This is a genomic window from Magnetospirillum sulfuroxidans (assembly GCF_018224925.1).
Lineage (GTDB): Bacteria > Pseudomonadota > Alphaproteobacteria > Rhodospirillales > Magnetospirillaceae > Magnetospirillum > Magnetospirillum sulfuroxidans.
This window is the reverse complement of sequence record NZ_JAGTUF010000001.1, coordinates 17562-37561: the sequence shown is the minus strand read 5'-3', so window position 1 is coordinate 37561 and position 20000 is coordinate 17562. Positions and strand designations below refer to the sequence as shown.

General features: G+C 61.7%; 17 protein-coding genes and 1 other RNA gene. 11 read left to right on the top strand and 7 right to left on the bottom strand.

The window, feature by feature from the left end; translation table 11 throughout:
* Positions 1-17: 17 nt before the first annotated feature.
* From ssrA to apbC, 3 genes are all read right to left on the bottom strand, one after another.
* Positions 18-334, bottom strand: a transfer-messenger RNA (tmRNA) gene (gene ssrA, locus KEC16_RS00170).
* A gap of 65 nt (positions 335-399) precedes the next feature.
* Entirely contained in the window at positions 400-1962 is a 1563-nt protein-coding gene (locus KEC16_RS00165; protein ID WP_211545641.1) for a hypothetical protein, read from the bottom strand.
* A 134-nt stretch (positions 1963-2096) separates the two neighbouring features.
* Entirely contained in the window at positions 2097-3209 is a 1113-nt protein-coding gene (gene apbC, locus KEC16_RS00160) for an iron-sulfur cluster carrier protein ApbC (protein ID WP_211545640.1), read from the bottom strand.
* Between the two features lie 257 nt (positions 3210-3466).
* Here apbC and hflK point away from each other — a divergent pair, with 257 nt between their 5' ends.
* The 4 genes from hflK (at position 3467) to KEC16_RS00140 (ending at position 7204) form a co-directional block, all read left to right on the top strand.
* On the top strand, positions 3467-4612 hold the full coding sequence (gene hflK, locus KEC16_RS00155) for an FtsH protease activity modulator HflK (protein WP_211545639.1): 1146 nt from the start codon (positions 3467-3469) through the stop codon (positions 4610-4612).
* A complete protein-coding gene (gene hflC / locus KEC16_RS00150; RefSeq protein ID WP_211545638.1) occupies positions 4609-5475 on the top strand; it encodes a protease modulator HflC in 867 nt (288 codons plus the stop codon). Before hflK ends, hflC begins: the two co-directional genes overlap by 4 nt.
* Entirely contained in the window at positions 5472-5672 is a 201-nt protein-coding gene (locus tag KEC16_RS00145; RefSeq protein WP_211545637.1) for a DUF2065 domain-containing protein, read from the top strand. The genes hflC and KEC16_RS00145 overlap by 4 nt, the downstream gene beginning before the upstream one ends.
* A 68-nt stretch (positions 5673-5740) precedes the next feature.
* Positions 5741-7204: a DegQ family serine endoprotease gene (locus KEC16_RS00140; RefSeq protein WP_211545636.1), complete on the top strand. Its 1464-nt coding sequence runs from the start codon at positions 5741-5743 to the stop codon at positions 7202-7204.
* 142 nt (positions 7205-7346) lie between these two features.
* On the opposite strand, the gene KEC16_RS00135 is transcribed toward KEC16_RS00140, so the two are convergent.
* From KEC16_RS00135 to serB, 4 genes are all read right to left on the bottom strand, one after another.
* A complete protein-coding gene (locus KEC16_RS00135) occupies positions 7347-8003 on the bottom strand; it encodes a PrsW family glutamic-type intramembrane protease (RefSeq protein ID WP_211545635.1) in 657 nt (218 codons plus the stop codon).
* Entirely contained in the window at positions 8000-8914 is a 915-nt protein-coding gene (locus tag KEC16_RS00130; protein WP_211545634.1) for a DUF2167 domain-containing protein, read from the bottom strand. Before KEC16_RS00130 ends, KEC16_RS00135 begins: the two co-directional genes overlap by 4 nt.
* A gap of 198 nt (positions 8915-9112) precedes the next feature.
* Positions 9113-9400 (bottom strand): DUF6156 family protein, encoded by a 288-nt coding sequence (locus KEC16_RS00125; protein ID WP_211545633.1) that lies wholly within the window; start codon positions 9398-9400, stop codon positions 9113-9115.
* 2 nt (positions 9401-9402) lie between these two features.
* Positions 9403-10296, bottom strand: coding sequence for a phosphoserine phosphatase SerB (gene serB / locus KEC16_RS00120; protein ID WP_211545632.1), 894 nt, complete (start codon positions 10294-10296; stop codon positions 9403-9405).
* Positions 10297-10405: 109 nt separating this feature from the next.
* On the opposite strand from serB, the gene miaA reads away from it, so the two are divergent.
* The 7 genes from miaA to KEC16_RS00085 all read left to right on the top strand — a co-directional run bounded on the left by miaA (position 10406) and on the right by KEC16_RS00085 (position 19934).
* On the top strand, positions 10406-11347 hold the full coding sequence (miaA, locus tag KEC16_RS00115; protein WP_211545631.1) for a tRNA (adenosine(37)-N6)-dimethylallyltransferase MiaA: 942 nt from the start codon (positions 10406-10408) through the stop codon (positions 11345-11347).
* 98 nt (positions 11348-11445) lie between these two features.
* Positions 11446-13215: an acetolactate synthase 3 large subunit gene (locus KEC16_RS00110; RefSeq protein ID WP_211545630.1), complete on the top strand. Its 1770-nt coding sequence runs from the start codon at positions 11446-11448 to the stop codon at positions 13213-13215.
* A gap of 19 nt (positions 13216-13234) precedes the next feature.
* Positions 13235-13747: an acetolactate synthase small subunit gene (gene ilvN / locus KEC16_RS00105; protein ID WP_211545629.1), complete on the top strand. Its 513-nt coding sequence runs from the start codon at positions 13235-13237 to the stop codon at positions 13745-13747.
* 66 nt (positions 13748-13813) lie between these two features.
* On the top strand, positions 13814-14596 hold the full coding sequence (locus tag KEC16_RS00100) for a hypothetical protein (protein WP_211545628.1): 783 nt from the start codon (positions 13814-13816) through the stop codon (positions 14594-14596).
* Between the two features lie 129 nt (positions 14597-14725).
* Positions 14726-15745 (top strand): ketol-acid reductoisomerase, encoded by a 1020-nt coding sequence (gene ilvC, locus KEC16_RS00095; RefSeq protein ID WP_024078698.1) that lies wholly within the window; start codon positions 14726-14728, stop codon positions 15743-15745.
* 326 nt (positions 15746-16071) lie between these two features.
* Positions 16072-17802: a tetratricopeptide repeat protein gene (locus KEC16_RS00090; protein WP_211545627.1), complete on the top strand. Its 1731-nt coding sequence runs from the start codon at positions 16072-16074 to the stop codon at positions 17800-17802.
* A gap of 95 nt (positions 17803-17897) precedes the next feature.
* Entirely contained in the window at positions 17898-19934 is a 2037-nt protein-coding gene (locus KEC16_RS00085; RefSeq protein WP_211545626.1) for an ATP-binding protein, read from the top strand.
* Positions 19935-20000 lie beyond the last annotated feature (66 nt).

Genomic DNA, 20000 nt, shown 5'->3' with positions numbered 1-20000 from the left:
CGGCGGTCACCGAAGGAAGTGGGGGGAGTTCTGTTGCCCGGTTCCCCCCGGACCGCGCTTACGGATTACGCCGCAGCGGCAAGTTCAACGTTGTCGTTGGCACTTGTGAAGTTTAGCCCGATATCGGTGGTACCATGCCGAGCACAAGCCAAGTCTTTACTACCCGCGTCGATCCTATTTCGCCCCCATTGTCCGATCATAACCTCGGAGTTTTGGTGGAGGCGCCGGGTACCGCCCCCGGGTCCGCAAGGCCTATTCCACAAGACGTTTAGCGCCATAGCCGGGTAAACCCGGCCCAAGCACTATAGTGCAGTGCGGCCACAAGCACCAGCCCAAGCATGCGCCTTTTGGGAAATCCGGCGATCAGGGGGTAAAATCGGCCGCCGAAGCCATATCGGATCAGTCCCCGCGCGCGGTCTGATAAAGCTGAAAGCCCCGACCCTCGGCGACGAATTCCAGATTATCGGGGTCGGGATTGGCGGCGTTGGGTTCGGTATAAAGCACGAAGACGAAATCGTAATGGCCGGGCCAGAAGTCCCAAAACCGCGGATTGCCTGGAGTGGCGCGATCAGCCGTGGCAACCAATTGGCTGACGGTCGGCGGCGAGCCATCCTCGCGGTCAACCAAATCCGCATGGGTGCGGCGAATGTTCAGCACCTGCTTGCCGGGCACCGAAAAAATGGTCGAGACCAAGGCATCGCGGCTGATCACCGCGATCAACGGCGCGTGACTAAGCGCCTGAACCAAGGCCGTGTCGGTGGTCGAAGCGTCGGCCTCGGCCACCAGCACCAAGCTGCCGCGCGGGATGTTGGACACCGCCAAGGTCATATCGTCGGTGATGGCGGCCAGTTCCCGCCAATTGATCCCCACTTCGGCCACGCGGGCCAGGGTCAGACCGCAGAGGCACAGATAGAACGCCCGACGCGAAAACAGCCCGCGCAGATCAGGAACCAAAAAGCCCAGCAACAGGAAAAAGAGCGCCACCGGCAAACGCTGATCGGCAATCCACGAGCCGAACAACTGACGTGGCATCAACAAGAACACCACCGTCCCCAAAGCCAGCAAAACCCAACCGGCGGGGTGCAATCCCAGCGCCCCGCGCTTGGCCAGCCACAGGCCGGCGCCGATCACGATGCCCGCGAACAGCAAATCAATGTTGTCGCGGTACAATTCCACCGCCAGATAAACGCCTTCCAGCTTGCCACGGGATTCCCACACCATCTCATGCGACAGCCCCATGGTCGGGCTGGCCAGGATCAGCGGCAGAACAGGCAGGAACGGCGCGGCGAAAGCGGCGAGGTCGGCCATCAGCAGCCCACGGCGGCGCTCCCGATTTTCCCACAGCCACCAGATTTCAAAGGCCATCACCGTCATGCCGTACAAGCCGACGGCGAACAGATGGCAAAAGAACAAGACCAGCACCACGACAGCCGAGACGATGGCCCGCACCTGGGGGGCTTGCCGGCGCAGGCCGATCCAGGCGGCCACCCCCCACAGGGCGACGCCGGTGCCCAACAGGTAATTGACCAGCCCATAAAGGAATATGCCGTTATAGACCAACGGAAAAGCCAGCAAGGGCCACGGCGAATAACGCCCCCACAAGGCCCGGTGGATCGCCATGGGACCGGTGACCAGCAACAGCACCATCAGCAACAAGAACATCTGACCGGCGCGCAGCACGCTGAAAGAATGGGCCAGCGGCGGCACCACCATGTCCATGATCAGATTGGGAATGATGGCCCAGCGAATTTCGTAGAACTCAGCCAGGACCGGATTGACGTCAAGCCGGGTCATCACATGCATGCGCGCCAGATGGTTGACGTAATCGGTCAACGGCGGCAACGGCTCGAACAGGATCGGGGTGGCGACGGCCAGCAAGAGAAAGGCGAAGGTCAGCGGCAGCACCCGGCCCCGGACCAAGTGCCCCAGGGCTGGCTGAAACGCGATAAGCGCACGAAACATCAAGCCACCCTGCGGTTAATTTAGCGATGGGGAAATTATCGGTTCAAAAAATGCCGGACAAGCCCAACCTGGGCCGTCCGGCACCTTGCATACTTTCGCCTTACAATGATGGCGAATTCGAGGCGAAAACAACCCTATTCGAAACTAATTTTCGGCCCCTTCTTGGCCCCGCTTTGGATCAGCTGCACCTTGTCCCAAACCTTTTTCGCGATATCGCGATAGGCCTTGGAATGCGGGCTGGAGGGCTTGGACACCACGATCGGCTCGCCCCGATCGGCGGTTTCGCGGATGACGATATCCAACGGCACCTCGCCCAGGAAGTCGCATGACAGCTTGGCCGCCTCGGCCTTGGCGCCGCCATGGCCGAAAATATGGGCTTCGTCGCCGCATTTCGGGCAGACGTAATAAGACATGTTCTCGATGATCCCCAGCACCGGAATATCAACCTTGCGGAACATGTTCAGCCCCTTGCGGGCATCAAGCAGGGCGATGTCTTGCGGGGTGGAGACGATCACCGCCCCGGTCAGCGGCAGGTTTTGGCTAATGGTCAATTGGGTGTCGCCGGTGCCCGGCGGCATGTCGATGACCATGACGTCCAGCTCGCCCCATTGGACGTCGCGCAGCAATTGCTGAATGGCGCCCATGACCATGGGGCCGCGCCAGATGATCGGGCTGTCCTCGGGGACCAAAAAGCCGATGGACATGCACTTGACGCCATAGCTTTCCATGGGCAACAGGGTCTGGCCGTCGGGGCTGACCGGTTCACCCTCGATGCCCAGCATACGGGGCATCGACGGGCCATAGATGTCGGCGTCGAACAGACCGACCTTGAGGCCTTGCTGCGACAAGGCCATGGCCAGATTGGCCGCCGTGGTGGATTTGCCGACGCCGCCCTTGCCCGAAGCCACGGCGATGATCGCCTTGACGTCGGGCAGCAACGGCCGCTCCTGCCCCGCCGGCCCGTGGTCGTGGCCCCCCTTGGGGCCGCCTTGGACATTGCGTTCGGCGGTCAGTACCGCCGACGCCGTCAACACCCCGGCCAGATCGTGCACCGCCTTTTCCGCCGCCTTGCGCAAGGGCTCCAACTTGGGGCCGCGCTCGGGTTCGACCTCGATGGCGAAGGTGACGTGGCCATCCTTGACCACCACGCCCGACACCATCCCCAGCGACACGATGTCCGCCCCCTTGTCGGGATCGACGATGCCTTTTAGTGCCTCAATCACTTGGCTTTCGGAGACCACGGCCATGAACACCCTCTTATCTGTTGTTGCAGCGCAGTAACGGCGCGTACTGCACAATAGTTTACTCATATAAGGGGGCGCCTTGACTTTGGAAAGCCCCCGCTTGGGAAAGTGCGGGAAAAAGCAGCCGCGAAAGCGCCTTGAATCCCTTCAAACTTGTTCCATATGGGCACAATCCCGACTGTCTCGCCAGCTTGCGTTGCGCGGAAAGTCCGGGTGGCCTATAAGGCAAAAGTGAACGAATAGAGCCAAGAGGAACGCGCATGCCTTGGAATTCCGGTGGTAACGGTGGCGGCGGCCCGTGGGGTAGCGGCGGCGGCAATAACGGTGGCGGCGGCAATGGCGGCAACCCGTGGGGCCGTGGTCCCGGCGGCGGCGGCAATCCCGGCGGCCCCGATATCGAAGACATGATCCGACGCGGTCAGGACAAACTGCGCAAGGCCATGCCGGGCGGCGACATGGGCAGCCTGGGCGGCAAGGGCCTGGGCATCTTGGTGGCGCTGGCCATCGCCGGTTGGGCCGCGACCGGCATCTATCGGGTTCAACCCGATCAGCAAGGCGTGGTGCTGCGCTTCGGCAAGTGGGTCGACACCACCGAGCCGGGCCTGCGCTATCACCTGCCCTATCCCATGGAAACCGTGCTGTTGCCGCAGGTGACCAAGATCAACCAGCTGCAATTGGGCTTCCGCAATGCCGGCGATTCGCGCTTTGATCGCAATTCCGGCCGCGACGTGCCCGAGGAAAGCCGCATGCTGACCGGCGACGAAAACATCGTCGAAGCCGATTTCACCGTATTCTGGCAGATCAAGGACGCCGGCAAGTTCCTGTTCAACATCCGTGACCCCGAAGGCACGGTGAAGGTCGCCGCCGAAAGCGCCATGCGCGACATGATCGGCCGCAATCCCATTCAGGCCGCCTTGTCCGACAAGCGCCAGCCCATCGCCGACGCCGCCAAGGTGGAATTGCAGCGCCTGCTCGATTCCTATGACGCCGGCATCTTGATCACCCAGGTGCAGCTGCAGAAGGTGGAGCCGCCATCGGCGGTCATCGACGCCTTCAACGACGTCCAGCGCGCCCGTGCCGACCAGGAACGCGCCCGCAACGAATCGGAAGCCTATCGCAACGACATCATCCCGCGTGCCCGCGGCGAAGCGGAAAAGATGGTTCAGGCCGCCGAAGGCTATAAGGAACAGGTGCTCAACATGGCCCAAGGCCAGACCAAGCGCTTCATGGCGCTGTACGACGCCTGGAAGCAATCACCCGACGTCACCGAGCGCCGCCTGTACCTCGAAACCATGGAAGAGGTGATGAAGGACGCGCCCAAGATCATCATTGATCCCGCCGCCAAGGGCGGTCAGGGCGTGGTGCCTTATCTGCCGCTCAATTCACTGAAGGGAGCCGCCCAATGAACCCGCGTTCGCTGCCCTTCGTCGCCGCCATCGTCGGCGGCCTGCTGATCCTCGCCGGCTCGTCGCTGTTCGTGGTCAATCAGGCGGAACAGGCCCTGGTGCTGCGCCTGGGCGCCCACCGCGCCACCATCAAGCAGCCCGGCCTGCACTTCAAGGTGCCGTTCATCGAGGACGTGGTCCGCTATGATCTGCGCCTGCTGCCGCTGGACCCGCCGGCCGAGGAAATCATCTTGGGCGATTCCAAGCGAATCGTCGTCGACACCTTCGCCCGCTATCGCATCGAAGATCCGCTGAAGTTCTATCAGGCGCTGAAAAACGAATCCAATGCCCGTGGCCAGATGTCGCAGGTGGTGTCGTCGGCCATGCGTCGGGTCATGGGTCAGGTGATGCTGCCGTCGTTGCTGTCGGACGAACGTACCCGCATCATGGAAGACATCCTCAAGGAGGTGACCGAGCGCTCCGCCTCTTACGGCATCATCATCGCCGACGTCCGTATCCGCCGCGCCGACCTGCCGGAAGAAACCAGCCAGTCGATCTATGACCGCATGAAGTCCGAACGCGAACGCCAAGCCAAGGAACTGCGCGCCCAGGGTTACGAATGGGGCCAGCAGATCCGCGCCCGCGCCGACCGCGAACGCACCGTCATCCTGGCCGAGGCCGAACGCCAAGCCAACTTCCTGCGGGCGCAAGGCGACACCGAATCGTCACGCATCTTCAACGAAGCCTATGGCAAGGATGCCCGCTTCTATAAATTCTATCGCTCACTCGAGGCTTATCGCACCGCCTTCGCCAAGGACACCACCTTGGTGCTGTCGCCCAACAGCGAATTCTTCGACACCTTCAACGGCCCCAGCCGCCGTTGACGGAATTCCTGACCGCCTTGTGTCTGGCCGTGGCCATCGAGGGAATCGCCTATGCGGCGTTCCCCGATGCCATGCGCCGGACCATGGCGATGATCGCGCTTTTGCCCAGTTCGACCCTGCGCCGGATCGGACTGACGGTCGCGATAATCGGAATCGGCGGCATCTGGTTGCTGCGATCCGCCTTGATAACGCCATAGTTTGCTATAAACGTTATCACTGAGCGCTTTACCTATACAGCAGGAGGGTTACTTCGGTGCCCAGTCCCATGATCGTCTCTCGCCGATGGATGGTTACCACCATCGCCGCCCTGGCCATCTTCGCCCAAAGCGCCGCCGCAATGGCGCGCGAAGCCCCCGGCAGTTTCGCCGATCTGGCGGAAAAGTTGTTGCCGGCGGTCGTCAACATCTCAACCACCCAAACCATCAAGAATCCTGAACGCGTCCCCGAGATGCCGCAATTCCCGCCCGGTTCGCCGTTCGAGGATTTCTTCAAGGAATTCCTGGAACGCCAAACCCGCCCGGATGCCGCGCCCAAGCGCGCCACCTCGCTGGGCTCGGGCTTCATCATCGATGCCGGCGGCTATGTGGTGACCAACAACCACGTCATCGCCGACGCCGACGAAATCACCGTCACCTTGCACGACGACACCACCCACAAGGCCACCCTGGTCGGACGCGATTCCAAGACCGATCTGGCGGTCCTTAAGATCGATCCCGGCAAGAAGGCGCTGGTGGCGGTGCCCTGGGGCAATTCCGACGATTCGCGCATCGGCGATTGGGTTTTAGCCATCGGCAACCCCTTTGGCCTGGGCGGAACCGTCACCGCCGGCATCGTCTCGGCCCGTGCCCGTGACATCAATGCCGGCCCCTATGACGATTTCATCCAGACCGACGCCTCCATCAACCGGGGCAATTCCGGTGGGCCGCTGTTCAACAGCACCGGCGAAGTGGTCGGCATCAACACCGCCATCTTCTCTCCCTCGGGGGGCTCTATCGGCATCGGTTTCGCCATCCCGGCCAGCTTGGCCAAGCCGGTTATCGACGATCTCAAGCAGTTCGGCCGCACCCGTCGCGGCTGGTTGGGCGTGCGGATCCAGTCGCTGGACCCGGAACTGGCCGAATCCATGGGCCTGAGCGAATCCAAGGGGGCCCTGGTCGCCTCGATCAACGCCGACGGCCCGGCGGCCAAGGCCAAGCTCAAGCCCGGCGACGTCATCTTGAAGTTCGATGGCCGCGACATCACCGAGATGCGCAAATTGCCGCGTATCGTCGCTGAAACCGCCATCGGCAAGAAAACTCCGGTGGAAATCTGGCGCGATGGCAAGCGAATGACCCTCGATGTGGCGGTCGGCGAATTGCCGGAAGAGCCGGAAGAAGTGGCCAAGGCGCCGGAAAAGCCGCAAACCCAGGCCCAAGGCCAGGTGGTTCCCGGCACCGGCATGACCGTATCGCCCCTTAACCCGGCCTTGCGCGAACGCTTTGGCCTGGAAGACGACACCGTTGGTCTGGTGGTCACCGACGTCAAGGACGGCGCCGCCGCCGACAAGGGCATCAAGCCCGGCGACGTTGTCATCGAAGCCGGAAACAAGCCGGTCCGCAATCCGGCCGACCTGATCAAGGCGGTGGAAGCGGCCAAGGCCTCAAGCCAGAAATTCCTGTTGCTGCGGGTGGAAAACCCCCAGGCACTCCGCTATGTGGCGTTGCCGCTGGCCGAGAGCAAGAAAAAGTAAAACCGCCCACCGGCGAATAGAAAAACAGGGGGGCCAAGGCCCCCCTGTTCATTTCATGCCGAGACGGCGTCCGGCCACACCGGTAAGCGCATTGCCCCGACCATGTCCCGTGCTGAAAATCCCCCCCCTGACGCCAGCTACCCTATGGCGATGTCCGGGCGGCTTCGTCCGGCCGCGACAGCAAGGTCAAGGCGATGGCAACGGTCAGTGTCAGCGCAAACCAGAATTTTCCGTCACCGATCTGGTCGATGAAAATCAGATAATCATAAAGACCGTGCAACAGAACGGCGAGAACGAGTGCTGCGACAATCAAGCCATTGCGCCCCTCGGCGATGCCGACCCAAAGCAGGCGGGCGGCGACAACCGCGTTGAGGACGTGAAACGGCGTGGCGGTAAAGGTTCGCACATAGACCACGTCAACGCCGTGCGACAGGATGTAAAGACAGTTCTCCACCCCGGCGAAACCAGCGCCAATCCAGGCCGCGGCGATGGCATAACGCCGCCAACTCAGGCCGCGCTTGAAAAGCTGGGCATATATCAACGCCGTCTTGGCCAATTCCTCGACCAGCCCGATCAGCAAAAAAGCCCGGACCACCGGAGCCCAGCCAACCGGCAAGACCGGGTCGAACCACGCCCACAAATAGCGCTCGGCGATCAGGGCGACGAAGGCAGCGGCGGCTCCGGCCGCGAACACCCCGAAACCGCCAGGCTCTCCCCGCACAAAAAACACTTGGCGCAAAAGCAACACAAAGGCCATGGGGGCCAGAACCCCAACCAGCCCCGCGATGATCGGCGTCATTCGTTCGAGGACGCCGCGGGAGGGGACTTGCGACGGAACAGGGCTTTGAACGCCCCCCAAATCGCGGCGCCACCGCCAATAAGGGTTAGGCCAAGCAGCTTTTTCGAAGCGAACAGCAAGGCGATCAAGCCCTTGAAGAACCCCGCCTTGGTCAACACGCCGCCCGCGACCAAACCGGCCAGACCGTAAGCCGCCGCTTGATCGACACTGGGATTGAACTCGGCATAGGTGTTGCCCTTATTGAACTCGACCATCGACAAGATGGCCCCCACGCGCTGGTCGATCGAAGGCAAAGAATTCATCGAGGCGACAACGTTGAGATCCAACACCCCTTTGCGACCCAAGATCCGGATTTCGTAGTTCAGCGCCTCTTCGGCGGCATCGCCAAAGCGCAGACGTTTGGCCCAATACATCTTTTTTTCTTTGGCGTCATAGAATGGCTTTTTAGCCCATCCCAACAATTCCAGCTTCTCGTGCCCATGCTGGACGCGTTCCTTGCTGGCCTCGGCGACGGCCTTTTTCATGTCGGCCATCAGCTCATCGTAATCGATCTTGCCGGCTTCCTCGTCGCTGACATAGCCGGACGGATCATAGGAAACCAAAGCGGCCCAATTGCTGTCGTCGGACGAACTCATATCGACAGGGACGATCATCCCCAGGGCGTTCCTTCCGGCTCCCGGCGGATTGCCCCAAATGCGGGTCAAAAAGGTCTGAGTGTCGGCATTGTTGAGAAAGCGGAAATTATCGTTCAGCTTGAGTTGGGCGAGATTTGCCCCCAGGGAAATCGTCCCCGATTGAAATTGTAAGGTCCGCAAAATATCGGCTGCATCCTGCTGCGCCCTGACCGCATGGGTGGTCGATACAACCAGAACCAGCGCAACCATCACCGTCAACATACGCTTAATCATCATGCCCCCCTCCATTGACGCAAAGATGATTGCGCCCCAAATGGGCACATCGAATGCGAGAGTTATGCACAATAATAAACCCATTAGGTATCGCAACGAAAATATCAGCACCCCGGCCATGCCGAAAAAGCAAAAGCCGCACGCCCCCACTCGGGGAACGTGCGGCTTTACCCGGTAACCGATGTTTCCGCCCGCTTGCCGCTATACCGCCGCGCCGCTTTCATCGAATTCCAGCACGGTGGTTTCATCGTCATCGTCGTGAATGACGATCTCGGCCCGCTTGAGCGCGCCGCTGGCGTGATATTCATAGGCATGGCCCAGCGCCACCTCGCCATAAACGCACTTTTCCAGATGCACCAAGCGGTCGGCGGCGTCGAAACCGGCGCGAATGAAGGTGTTGCGATTGTTGATTTCCGTCGCGTCCAACGGCCCCACCAGCTTCAGCGGCAAACGCACGCCGGTATAGGTGGTGAAATAGCGGAACTCCACGTTCAGCCCCCCACCATTTCGTCATCGCCATAGCCCTGAGCGTACAACAAGGCGGTCAAATCACCATGATCGATGCGCACGCGGGCTTCGGCCGCCACCATCGGCTTGGCCTGATAGGCCACGCCCAGGCCGGCGGCCTTGATCATGTCCAGATCGTTGGCGCCGTCGCCCACCGCCGCCGCCAGGGCCAGCGGAACCTTACGTTCGCCCGCCGTGCGGATCAGCGTCGCCAGTTTGGTTTGACGGCCCAAGATCGGATCTTCGACGCCGGCCAATTTCCCCTTGGTGAAAATGAAGCGATTGCCCAAATCCATATCGAAGCCGCAAGCCTCGCGCACTCTTTGGGTAAAATAGGTAAAGCCCCCCGACACCAGAACCGCATAGGCGCCATTGGCCTTCATGGTCTGCACCAAGGTGCGGGCGCCGGGCATCAATTCGGTCTTGGCCCAGGTCTGTTCCAGCGCCGTTTCCGGCAGCCCGGCCATCAAACCGATCCGCTGGCGAAGCGCGTCCTCGAAGCCGATTTCGCCATTCATGGCCCGCGCGGTGATGGCGGCGATGCGGTCCTTGATGCCGGCATATTCGGCCAGCTCATCCAAGGTTTCGCCCACCACCATGGTCGAATCCATGTCGGCGACCAGCAACAGCTTGCGCCGGCCCTCAAGCCCTTGCGCCACCACGTCGACCGGGGCCTTGCCCAACCGATGACGGGCCGCGGCGTCGGCTTGTTCCGGCGCCAGATGGCCGAACGGCAGATCGCAGGCCCTGTCCGGCGACAGCCATTTGACCGCCCCCACATGAGCGCCAAGCGCCTTTAATCCTTGCCGAATGTCGGCGACCTTGTCCTCGGACAAAAAGCCATCACGGCCGGCGATCAGCGTCAGTACGTTTTCCATCGGTCACCCGGTGCGTAAGGTCAAGGCGGCGGCGACAGCTTTACGGCCATGAACGGCGCTTGGCAAGGGAAGGTTCCGCGCACGCCGTCAAGATGCTATAGGCAAGGACATGAACCGCCCCGCCATCGTCATCGCCGGCCCCACCGCGTCGGGCAAGTCAGGTCTGGCCCTGGCCATTGCCCGCGCTTTTAACGGCACCGTCATCAACGCCGATTCCATGCAGGTCTATGACGTGCTGCGCGTGGTCACCGCCCGCCCCAGCCAGGCCGAGGAAGCCCAGGCGCCGCACCGTCTTTATGGCGTGCTGTCGCCATCGGTGAATTGCTCCGCCGCCGCCTGGAAGGACATGGCCGCCGCCGCCATGGCGGAAAGCTGGGCACAGGGCCGGCTGCCGGTGGTGGTCGGCGGCACCGGCCTGTACCTGCGCACCTTGATGCACGGCATCTCGCCCGTCCCGGCCATCCCCGACGAAATTCGCACCCAGGCCCGCGCCTTGTTGGCGGAACGGGGCAATGCCGCCTTTCACGCCCTGCTGGCCGCCCGTGATCCGGTGATGGCGGCCCGGCTGGACCCGGCCAATTCGCAACGGCTGGCACGGGCCTGGGAAGTGATCGAAGCCAGCGGCCAATCCCTGGCCGCGTGGCAGGCCCTGCCCATGGAAGGCGCCGTCGACGCCCATTGGCTGACCCTGTCGCTGGCGCCGCCGCGAGAGGCGCTTTACGCCAATTGCGATCAACGCTTCGCGCTGATGATGGAACACGGCGCGCTGGATGAAGTGCGGGCCTTGCTGGCCCTGGGCCTTGATCCGGCATTACCGGCGATGAAGGCCTTGGGGGTGCCGGAACTGGCGGCGCTGCTGGCCGGAACCCTGGAGCCGAAACAAGCGGTATCGGCGGCGCAAAAGGCGACACGAAATTACGCAAAAAGGCAATTAACCTGGTTCCGGCATCAACTTGAAAAGCCGGAGGTAGTTTCTGCGCAACTTTCAGAAAGAATTTTTGACGAAATCTTTGCAAAAGTTCGCCACTTTCTATTGACCCGGTTCCAGTGAAGCGATAGGTTGTCCCGCTCGCAGCCACCCCGGTGGCCGCACGGTGTTCCGTGCGTCGCCTTTGGCTGCTGTTCGCGTTCATAGGAAAAAGGTGCGAAATGGCACAGCACGATGCGCAGATGACCGGTGCGGAAATCCTCTTGAAGGCCCTTGTCGATCAGGGCGTCGAGGTAATTTTCGGCTATCCGGGTGGCGTAGTGCTGCCCATTTACGACGAATTGTTCAAGCAGAACCGTCTGCGCCACATCCTGGTCCGTCACGAACAGGCCGCCGTCCATGCCGCCGAGGGCTATGCCCGTTCCACCGGCCGGGTCGGCTGCGTCCTGGTCACCTCGGGTCCCGGCGCCACCAACACCATCACCGGCCTGACCGACGCGCTGATGGATTCGGTGCCGCTGGTCTGCATCACCGGCCAGGTTCCGACCAATCTCATCGGTAACGACGCCTTCCAGGAAGCCGATATCACCGGCATCACCCGGCCGTGCACCAAGCATAATTATCTGGTCAAGAAGCCGGACGATCTGGCGCGGACGGTGCACGAAGCCTTTCATGTCGCCAAATCGGGCCGCCCCGGCCCGGTGGTCATCGACCTGCCCAAGGACGTCATCACCGGCCGTGGCGAATACCAGTCGCCGAGCAAGCTGAAGACCAAGTACAAGCCGCAGGTCAAGGGCGACCTCAAATCCATCGAAAAGGCGGCCGAGATGATCGCCGCCGCCAAGCGGCCGGTGTTCTATGTCGGCGGCGGCGTGGTCAATTCCGGCATCGCCGCCTGCCAGTTGCTGACCCAGTTCGTGCGCATGACCGGCTATCCGTGCACGCAGACGCTGATGGGCCTGGGCGCCTTCCCGGCGTCGGACCCGCTGTCGGTGGGGATGTTGGGCATGCACGGCACCTACGAAGCCAATCTGACCATGCACGGCGCCGATCTGATCATCAATGTCGGCGCCCGCTTCGACGACCGCATCACCGGCCGGCTGAAGGATTTCGCCCCCACCGCCAAGAAGATCCATATCGACATCGACCCCAGCTCGGTCAACAAGAACGTCATGGTCGATCTGGCGGTGATCGGCGACGCCGCCCACATCTTGGAAGACCTGATCAAGGTGTGGAAGGCCAAGCAATGCCGGCCGCACGAAAAGGCGCTGAAGGAATGGTGGGCGACCATCGACGGCTGGCGTAGCCGCAACTGCCTGCATTTCGAGAATTCCAACAAGATCATCAAGCCGCAATACGCCATCCAGCGGCTGTATGAGCTGACCAAGTACAAGAACCCCTATATCACCACCGAGGTGGGCCAGCATCAGATGTGGGCGGCCCAGCACTTCAAGTTCGAGCAGCCCTGCCACTGGATGACCTCTGGCGGCCTCGGCACCATGGGCTATGGCCTGCCCTCGGCCATGGGGGTGCAGGTGGCCCATCCGGGCGCCCTGGTCATCGACATCGCCGGCGAAAGCTCGATCCAGATGAACATTCAGGAAATGGCCACTTTGTGCCAGCATCGGCTGCCGGTGAAGGTGTTCATCTTGAACAACCAGTACATGGGCATGGTGCGTCAGTGGCAGGAGCTGATCCATGGCGGCCGTTATTCGGAAAGCCACATGGAACATCACCCCGACTTCGTGAAATTGGCCGATGCCTTCGGCGCCGTCGGCCTGCGCGCCACCAAGCCCGGCGAAGTGGATGACGTCATCAAGGAAATGCTGGCGGTCGATCGTCCGGTCATCGTCGATGTCCGCACCGACGCCTCGGAAAACTGCTTCCCCATGATCATGCCCGGCATGGCCCATAACGAAATGGTGCTTGGCCCGGAAGAAAACGTTCGTGTCGAGCCCGGCTCGGACGAAGGCGGCATGGTTCTGGTCTAAGGCATAAGGAAGAACAAAAGTGAGCAAAGAGCAAGAGATCGAACGCCACACCATCGCCGTCCTGGTCGCCAACGAGGCCGGCGTGCTGGCCCGCGTCATCGGCCTGTTCTCGGGCCGTGGCTACAATATCGAAAGCCTGACGGTGGCCGAGGTCGACACCAAGGAAGCGTTGTCGCGCATCACCATCGTCACCAGCGGCACCAAGATGATCGTCGAGCAGATCAAGAATCAGCTGCGGCGGCTGGTGCCCATCTACAAGGTGGCCGACCTCACCACCGACGGCCCCCATGTCAGCCGCGAATTGGCCCTGGTCAAGGTGTCGAGCACCGGTGAGAAGCGGGTGGAAGCCCTGCGCATCGCCGACATCTTCCGCGCCAACGTCATCGACAGCACCAACGAAAGCTTCGTCTTCGAAGTGGTCGGCGCCACCGAGAAAGTGGACGCCTTCATCAAGCTGATGGAACCGCTGGGGCTGATCGACGTATCGCGCACCGGCGTCGCCGCCATCGCGCGCGGCGCGAGCCCACTGTAACGCCGAAATAAAGCGATCCCCGGCCGTCCCGATCCCGAGCCGGCAGGTTGCCTTTAGGGAAATCCCATGTGCCGCATCGCCTGCCACATCGCGACGTTCCTTGCTCTGGCACTGGGATTGGCTGCCTGCCAGATCACTCCCGCAAACCTTGCCCCCGAACAGGCGGCAAGGATTCGGACCCTGGCGATTGTCAGTACGGTGAACGACAACTGGCTGTGGGAGAACAAAGGATTCCTGGCTTTCGCCAGGACCAGGACGGTCAACAAGGCCGACTGGCGACTGGCCGAGCGGGTGCGCAACGTCACCCGGACCGCGCTGGCCAAAAGCTACTCCCTGGTTCCCGCTCCTCCCGGCATCGATTCTCCCCCATCTTCGACCCGATCACAGGGACGCCAGCGGCTCATGGATGCGCTCGCCCGCATGGCTTTCCGCCCCGACGCCGTATTGTTGATCGAACACGGAACCTACGGCACGCCCCGCAATGTGCAGAACGCGTCATCATACATGGTCGGCCTGGGGGTCTATCGCACCACTCACCTGTTTGAGGAATATGTCAGCCTGTATACGATGCTGTCGTTCGAAGTGATCGACGGCAAGACCGGCGTCTCCCTGGCTCTCTTCGACGCCGTCATGCCAAACTCGGCCCCGTTCAGTGGCCCCAGCTTCGGCGACGATCCCCTTCCCTTCATCTTTCTGAACTATCCGGATGAACGCAGGATCATCACCACCTGGACCGACAGCTTCGACGACCAGCCGGTGACCAGCAGCAATGCCGTGCGCGCCGCCTTTTATGACTTTATCGACAAATCCATTCCCTTCACCTTGCGGAAAAGTGGGCTGCTCCGTTAGGGTACGACGTCTTGGAATAATCGTCGCCATTGCGCCCGCGACCAATACGTTCTAAACACATCGCCCAGATTTTCCGCTAAACCGCGTCATTGAAGGGCGGTTATCGTTTTGTCAGGAAGGAATGTTTCCATGCGCGTTTATTACGATCGTGACGCCGACGTCAATCTGATCAAGGGCAAGAAGGTCGCCGTGGTCGGCTATGGCAGCCAGGGCCACGCCCATGCGTTGAACCTGCGCGATTCCGGCATCAAGGACGTGGCCGTGGCGCTGCGCGCCGGCTCGGCCACCATCAAGAAGGCCGAAGGCGAAGGCCTGAAGGTCATGACCCCGGCCGATGCCGCCGCTTGGGCCGACGTGGTCATGATCCTGACCCCGGACGAATTGCAGGCCGAGCTGTATTACCGCGATCTGGCCGACAACATGAAGCAGAACGCCGCCCTGGTGTTCGCCCATGGCCTCAACGTGCATTTCGGCCTGATCGTGCCGCGTCCCGATCTGGACGTGTTCATGGTCGCCCCCAAGGGCCCCGGCCACACCGTGCGCGGTGAATACCTCAAGGGCGGCGGCGTTCCCTGCCTGGTCGCCGTGGCCCAGAACGCCACCGGCAACGCCCTGGAAATCGCGCTTTCCTACGCGTCGGCCATCGGCGGCGGTCGTTCCGGCATCATCGAAACCAACTTCCGCGAGGAATGCGAAACCGATCTGTTCGGCGAGCAGGTGGTCTTGTGCGGCGGCTTGACCAAGCTGATCCAGTACGGCTTCGAAACCCTGGTCGAAGCCGGCTATGCCCCGGAAATGGCCTATTTCGAGTGCCTGCACGAGGTCAAGCTGATCGTCGACCTGATCTATGAAGGCGGCATCGCCAACATGCGCTATTCGATCTCGAATACCGCCGAATACGGCGATTACGTCACCGGCCCGCGCATCATCACTGAAGAAACCAAGAAGGAAATGAAGCGCGTGCTGGAAGACATCCAGCAGGGCCGTTTCGTCCGCGATTGGATGCTGGAATGCAAGGCCGGTCAGCCGTCCTTCAAGGCCACCCGCCGCATCCAGTCCGAACACCCGATCGAACAGGTGGGCGAACGCCTGCGCGGCATGATGCCGTGGATTTCCAAGAACAAGCTGGTGGACAAGGCCAAGAACTAAGGCCTGTTCCGTCAGTATCGCTGCCGAAAACCCCGGACGGAAACGTCCGGGGTTTTTTGTGTGCCGTAACGACGCCGCCCCCTCGCTTCGCCAGCGCCGCGCCGTTGCGTGAAAATTGAATGGAACCACAGAGACACAGAGGCACAGAGAGAACGTCGCCGTGATGACCAATTCACTTTGATGTCCGACAGACGTCTCTGTGCCTCTGTGTCTCTGTGGTTCCTTTATCTGCGGCCATCCCCCCTGCCCTTCGGTTTTTGTTTGCCGCCACCGCCCCCAATCGATACAACCGATTAGGGATTTTACCCAGTGGCGGACCTACCATCATGGACGAGCAGTGGTTGAGCGAAGCCAAAAGGCTTTCCATATGGCTTGATGATTTTCTGCGTGACCTGATCGTGGACAAGTTTCCGCAATCCCGCGCCGAGGACATCCGGCAATTTCTGCCGCCATATGTGCCGCTGATTTTTGGCTTTGTGGTTTTGGCATTCCTCGCCTTTAAACTGTTCCGGTGGTGGCGTCCGAAAAAGACCGACCTGGAACGGAGGGTCGAGGAACTGACCAAGGCGCTGGATGCGCAAAACCACCGCAATGCCCCCGACGCCCCGTCCCCCACCGCCGAGACCTTGGCGCAACGCGACGCCGCCATCCGTGATCTGGCCACCAGCCGCACACCCACCGATGCCGAGGCAGTGCGCGACATCGAGGCCGGCGACATCAAGGCCGCCATCGCCGCCCTGGAACGCGGCGCCCAGGCCGATATGGCCCAAGCGACGGCGAATATGGCCCAAGCGGCGGCGAAATGGCGCCGCCTGGGGGCGTTGGTTTATGACATCGACATGGCCAAGGCCAAAAACGCCTATGAACAGGCCTTCGCCCTGGATGCCACCGACTTCTCGGGGGCCATCTTCCTGGCGCGCCTGCGTCAACAGGCCGGCGACCTGAACGGCGCCCTGAACGCGGCCGACGCCGCCCGCACCGCCGCCGGCACGACACGCGAGCAGATGACCGCCCACAGCGATCTGGGGGATTTACACATCCTGAAAGGCGATCTCAAAGCCGCCCGCCGTTTGTTTCAAGACGGGCTGGACCTCGCCCAAGCCCTGGCCCGCGACACTCCGACCAGCGCCCTGGCCAAGCGCGACCTTTCGCTCAGTTTCAACAAGCTGGGCGACGTCGCCCAACAGGAAGGCGATCTCAAAGCCGCCCGCCGTTTCTATCAACACGGGCTGGACCTGCACCAAGCCCTGGCCCGCGACAATCCGACCAGCGCCCAGGCCAAGCGCGACCTTTCGGTCAGTTTCAACAAGCTGGGCGAGGTCGCCCGACAGGAAGGCGATCTCAAAGCCGCCCGCCGCTTCTATCAAGATGATCTGGACCTCGCCCAAGCCCTGGCCCGCGACAATCCGACCAGCGCCGAGGCCAAGCGCGACCTTTCGGTCAGTTATGAAAAGCTGGGCGAGGTCGCCCAACAGGAAGGCGACCTCAAAGCCGCCCGCCGCTTGTTTCAACACGGGCTGGACCTGCGCCAAGCCCTGGCCCGCGACAATCCGACCAGCGCCGAGGCCAAGCGCGACCTTTCGGTCAGTTTCAACAAGCTGGGCGACGTCGCCCGACAGGAAGGCGATCTCAAAGCCGCCCGCCGCTTCTATCAAGATGATCTGGACCTCGCCCAAGCCTTGGCCCGCGACAATCCGACCAGCGCCCTGGCCAAGCGCGACCTTTCGCTCAGTTATGAAAAGCTGGGCGAGGTCGCCCGACGGGAAGGCGATCTCAAAGCCGCCCGCCGCTGGTTTCAAGACAGACTGGACCTCGCCCAAGCCCTGGCCCGCGACAATCCGACCAGCGCCCTCGCCAAGCGCGATCTTTCGGTCAGTTATGAGAAGCTGGGCGACGTGGCGGCAGACCAAGGCGACATCGCCGGCGCCATCGCCTGGTATGAGCGCAGCCTGCCCCTCGCCCGTCAACTGGCCGCCGACAGTCCAAGCCATCCCGGTTTCCGCGATGATCTGGCCATTACCGAGCGGATATTGGCAGCGTTGAAGGCCCGGCGATGACCGCGCAAAAACCGCATGTTCGCCCCAGCCATTCTCTATTGGTGATGGTGGTCACAGACCAAAGAAGGTAGTGTCCTGATCACGAAGCACCAACCATGACGGGGCAATCGATGATCACGGCATTGCGCCGGCATATGACGCTGACGCGGGCGTGGCTGGCTTTGGTCATGCTGTTGTGCTTGGCCGTACTGGTTTGGGATGCGGTGCGCAGCTATGCGGATCATCGCCGCCAGACGGTTGACCGGTTGACAGCTTTGGCCCGGGTGGTCGAAGCGCGGACCGAGCTGACCTTTCAATCCCTTGACCTGTTGCTGCTGGAAACGGCGAACCAGTTGCCCCAAGGATTGGTCATGCCCGGTGACCCGGATTATCTGCGATTTCTCAAGGGCCGCAGCTTCATCTTCACCGACGCGCTGACCCTGTCGGTGGTCTCGCCCGAGGGGGTGATCGAACATTCATCCAATCCCACCCTGGTCGGTCGGCCCGTGGGCAGCCGCGATTATCTTGATCATTTCCGCGCCCATCCCGATGACACCAGATTGTTCATCAGCAAGCCGGCGATCACCGTCACCAACCGCCCGATTATCTTTATCGCCCGCGCCATCCGTCATGACGATGGCCGTTTGCGGGCGATTGCGCTCACAGGCATCAACCCGCAGCTTCTTGGCTCGCTGATGAAGCCGGCCCTGCCTTCGGAAGCCAGCGGCGCCATCGCCGTGCTTAATCGCGATGGCATCGTCTTGGCCCGTTACCCCGAATTGAACAACACTCCCCCCGGCGCGTCGCTGGCCCATACCCCCATGTTCCAGGCGCATCGGGCCAGTGGCCGCGACCTGTCGGTCCTGCAAGGCGGCGGCGGCCCCGATGAGTTCGAGCGCCTGCTGGTCATGCGCGACGTCAGTCAATTCGGCCTTGTGGTGGTGGTCACCCTTTCCAGTCGCGACCTGCTGGACCCGGCCATCGATACCGTGTTGGCCGATCTGGTCTTCCTGTTCATCGTCGGTGGCGTCATCGTCGTCCTCGGCCGCTTTCTCGGCGGACGGGAACGCCAACGTCAGAAAAACCAAAGCGAAATCGCCTTGGCCCGCGATTATTACATGCGGGTGCTCGACCATTTGCCGGTGCACATCTGGCGTTCGGATATCTTGGGCCAGATCGACTATGCCAACGGCACGTTGCAAACCTTCCTCGGCCAGCCCGTCGATACTCTGACGGCGTTCTTGCACCCCGATGACATGGCGGCGTGGCAGGACATGGCCACAACCCGCCTGAGCCGGGGCGAGAATTCCGAACAGGAATACCGCCTGCGCCGCCATGACGGCCAATACCGATGGATGCATGAAATCGCCCAGCCTTTCCATGATCAAGACGGCCGTTTCGCCGGCCATCTGGCCGCCTGTCTGGACATCACCGACACCCGCGCCGTTCAGGAAAAACTGACCCAATCCAATGCCGAGCTGGAACAATTCGCCTATGTGGCCAGCCACGATCTGCGCGAACCCCTGCGCATGGTCAGCAGCTATATGGGGCTGATCGAACGCCGCCTCGGGGCCGAGGCCAATGCCGAATTGATGGAATTCCTGGCTTTCGCCAAGGACGGCGCCACCCGCATGGACAAGCTGATCCTGGATCTGCTGCAATATTCCCGCATCGGCCGCATGTCGGCGCCAAAGCGGGACGTGGACCTGGCGCAATCCCTGTCGGTGGCGTTAAGCAATCTGGGGGTGATGATCGACGAAAGCCGCGCCCGCATCTGCATCGGCGCCCTGCCGGTGGTCCATGCCAGCGATGACGACATGGTGCGGTTGCTGCAAAACCTGATCGGCAACGCCATTAAGTACGCCCTGCCCGAAACGCCGCCGCAGATCAGTATCGGGGCCACCCGCGAAAACGGGTCATGGCGTTTTTCCATCCACGACAACGGCATCGGCATCGACCATTCCTATTTCGATCGGGTTTTTCGCATCTTCCAGCGTCTGCACGCTCGCGATGAACATGGCGGCGGTTCGGGAATCGGCCTGTCCATCTGCAAAAAGATCGTCGAAAGCCATGGCGGCCGCATCTGGGTCGATTCCCCCGGCCCCAATCTGGGCACCACCTTTTTCTTCACCTTGCCCGCCACCAACGTCTGATCCCTTCCGCCTTTTGTCCCTCTTGTGCCCGGTTGTTCGAGCTTTTAGGCTTGACGCATACTTTTG

Bases quoted from the DNA above. Each gene is read 5' to 3' on its own strand.
- KEC16_RS00165 (WP_211545641.1), bottom strand. From the start codon at position 1,962: ATGTTTCGTGCGCTTATCGCGTTTCAGCCAGCCCTGGGGCACTTGGTC.
- apbC (WP_211545640.1), bottom strand. From the start codon at position 3,209: ATGGCCGTGGTCTCCGAAAGCCAAGTGATTGAGGCACTAAAAGGCATC.
- hflK (WP_211545639.1), top strand. From the start codon at position 3,467: ATGCCTTGGAATTCCGGTGGTAACGGTGGCGGCGGCCCGTGGGGTAGC.
- hflC (WP_211545638.1), top strand. From the start codon at position 4,609: ATGAACCCGCGTTCGCTGCCCTTCGTCGCCGCCATCGTCGGCGGCCTG.
- KEC16_RS00140 (WP_211545636.1), top strand. From the start codon at position 5,741: ATGATCGTCTCTCGCCGATGGATGGTTACCACCATCGCCGCCCTGGCC.
- KEC16_RS00135 (WP_211545635.1), bottom strand. From the start codon at position 8,003: ATGACGCCGATCATCGCGGGGCTGGTTGGGGTTCTGGCCCCCATGGCC.
- KEC16_RS00130 (WP_211545634.1), bottom strand. From the start codon at position 8,914: ATGATGATTAAGCGTATGTTGACGGTGATGGTTGCGCTGGTTCTGGTT.
- serB (WP_211545632.1), bottom strand. From the start codon at position 10,296: ATGGAAAACGTACTGACGCTGATCGCCGGCCGTGATGGCTTTTTGTCC.
- miaA (WP_211545631.1), top strand. From the start codon at position 10,406: ATGAACCGCCCCGCCATCGTCATCGCCGGCCCCACCGCGTCGGGCAAG.
- KEC16_RS00110 (WP_211545630.1), top strand. From the start codon at position 11,446: ATGGCACAGCACGATGCGCAGATGACCGGTGCGGAAATCCTCTTGAAG.
- KEC16_RS00100 (WP_211545628.1), top strand. From the start codon at position 13,814: ATGTGCCGCATCGCCTGCCACATCGCGACGTTCCTTGCTCTGGCACTG.
- ilvC (WP_024078698.1), top strand. From the start codon at position 14,726: ATGCGCGTTTATTACGATCGTGACGCCGACGTCAATCTGATCAAGGGC.
- KEC16_RS00090 (WP_211545627.1), top strand. From the start codon at position 16,072: ATGGACGAGCAGTGGTTGAGCGAAGCCAAAAGGCTTTCCATATGGCTT.
- KEC16_RS00085 (WP_211545626.1), top strand. From the start codon at position 17,898: ATGACGGGGCAATCGATGATCACGGCATTGCGCCGGCATATGACGCTG.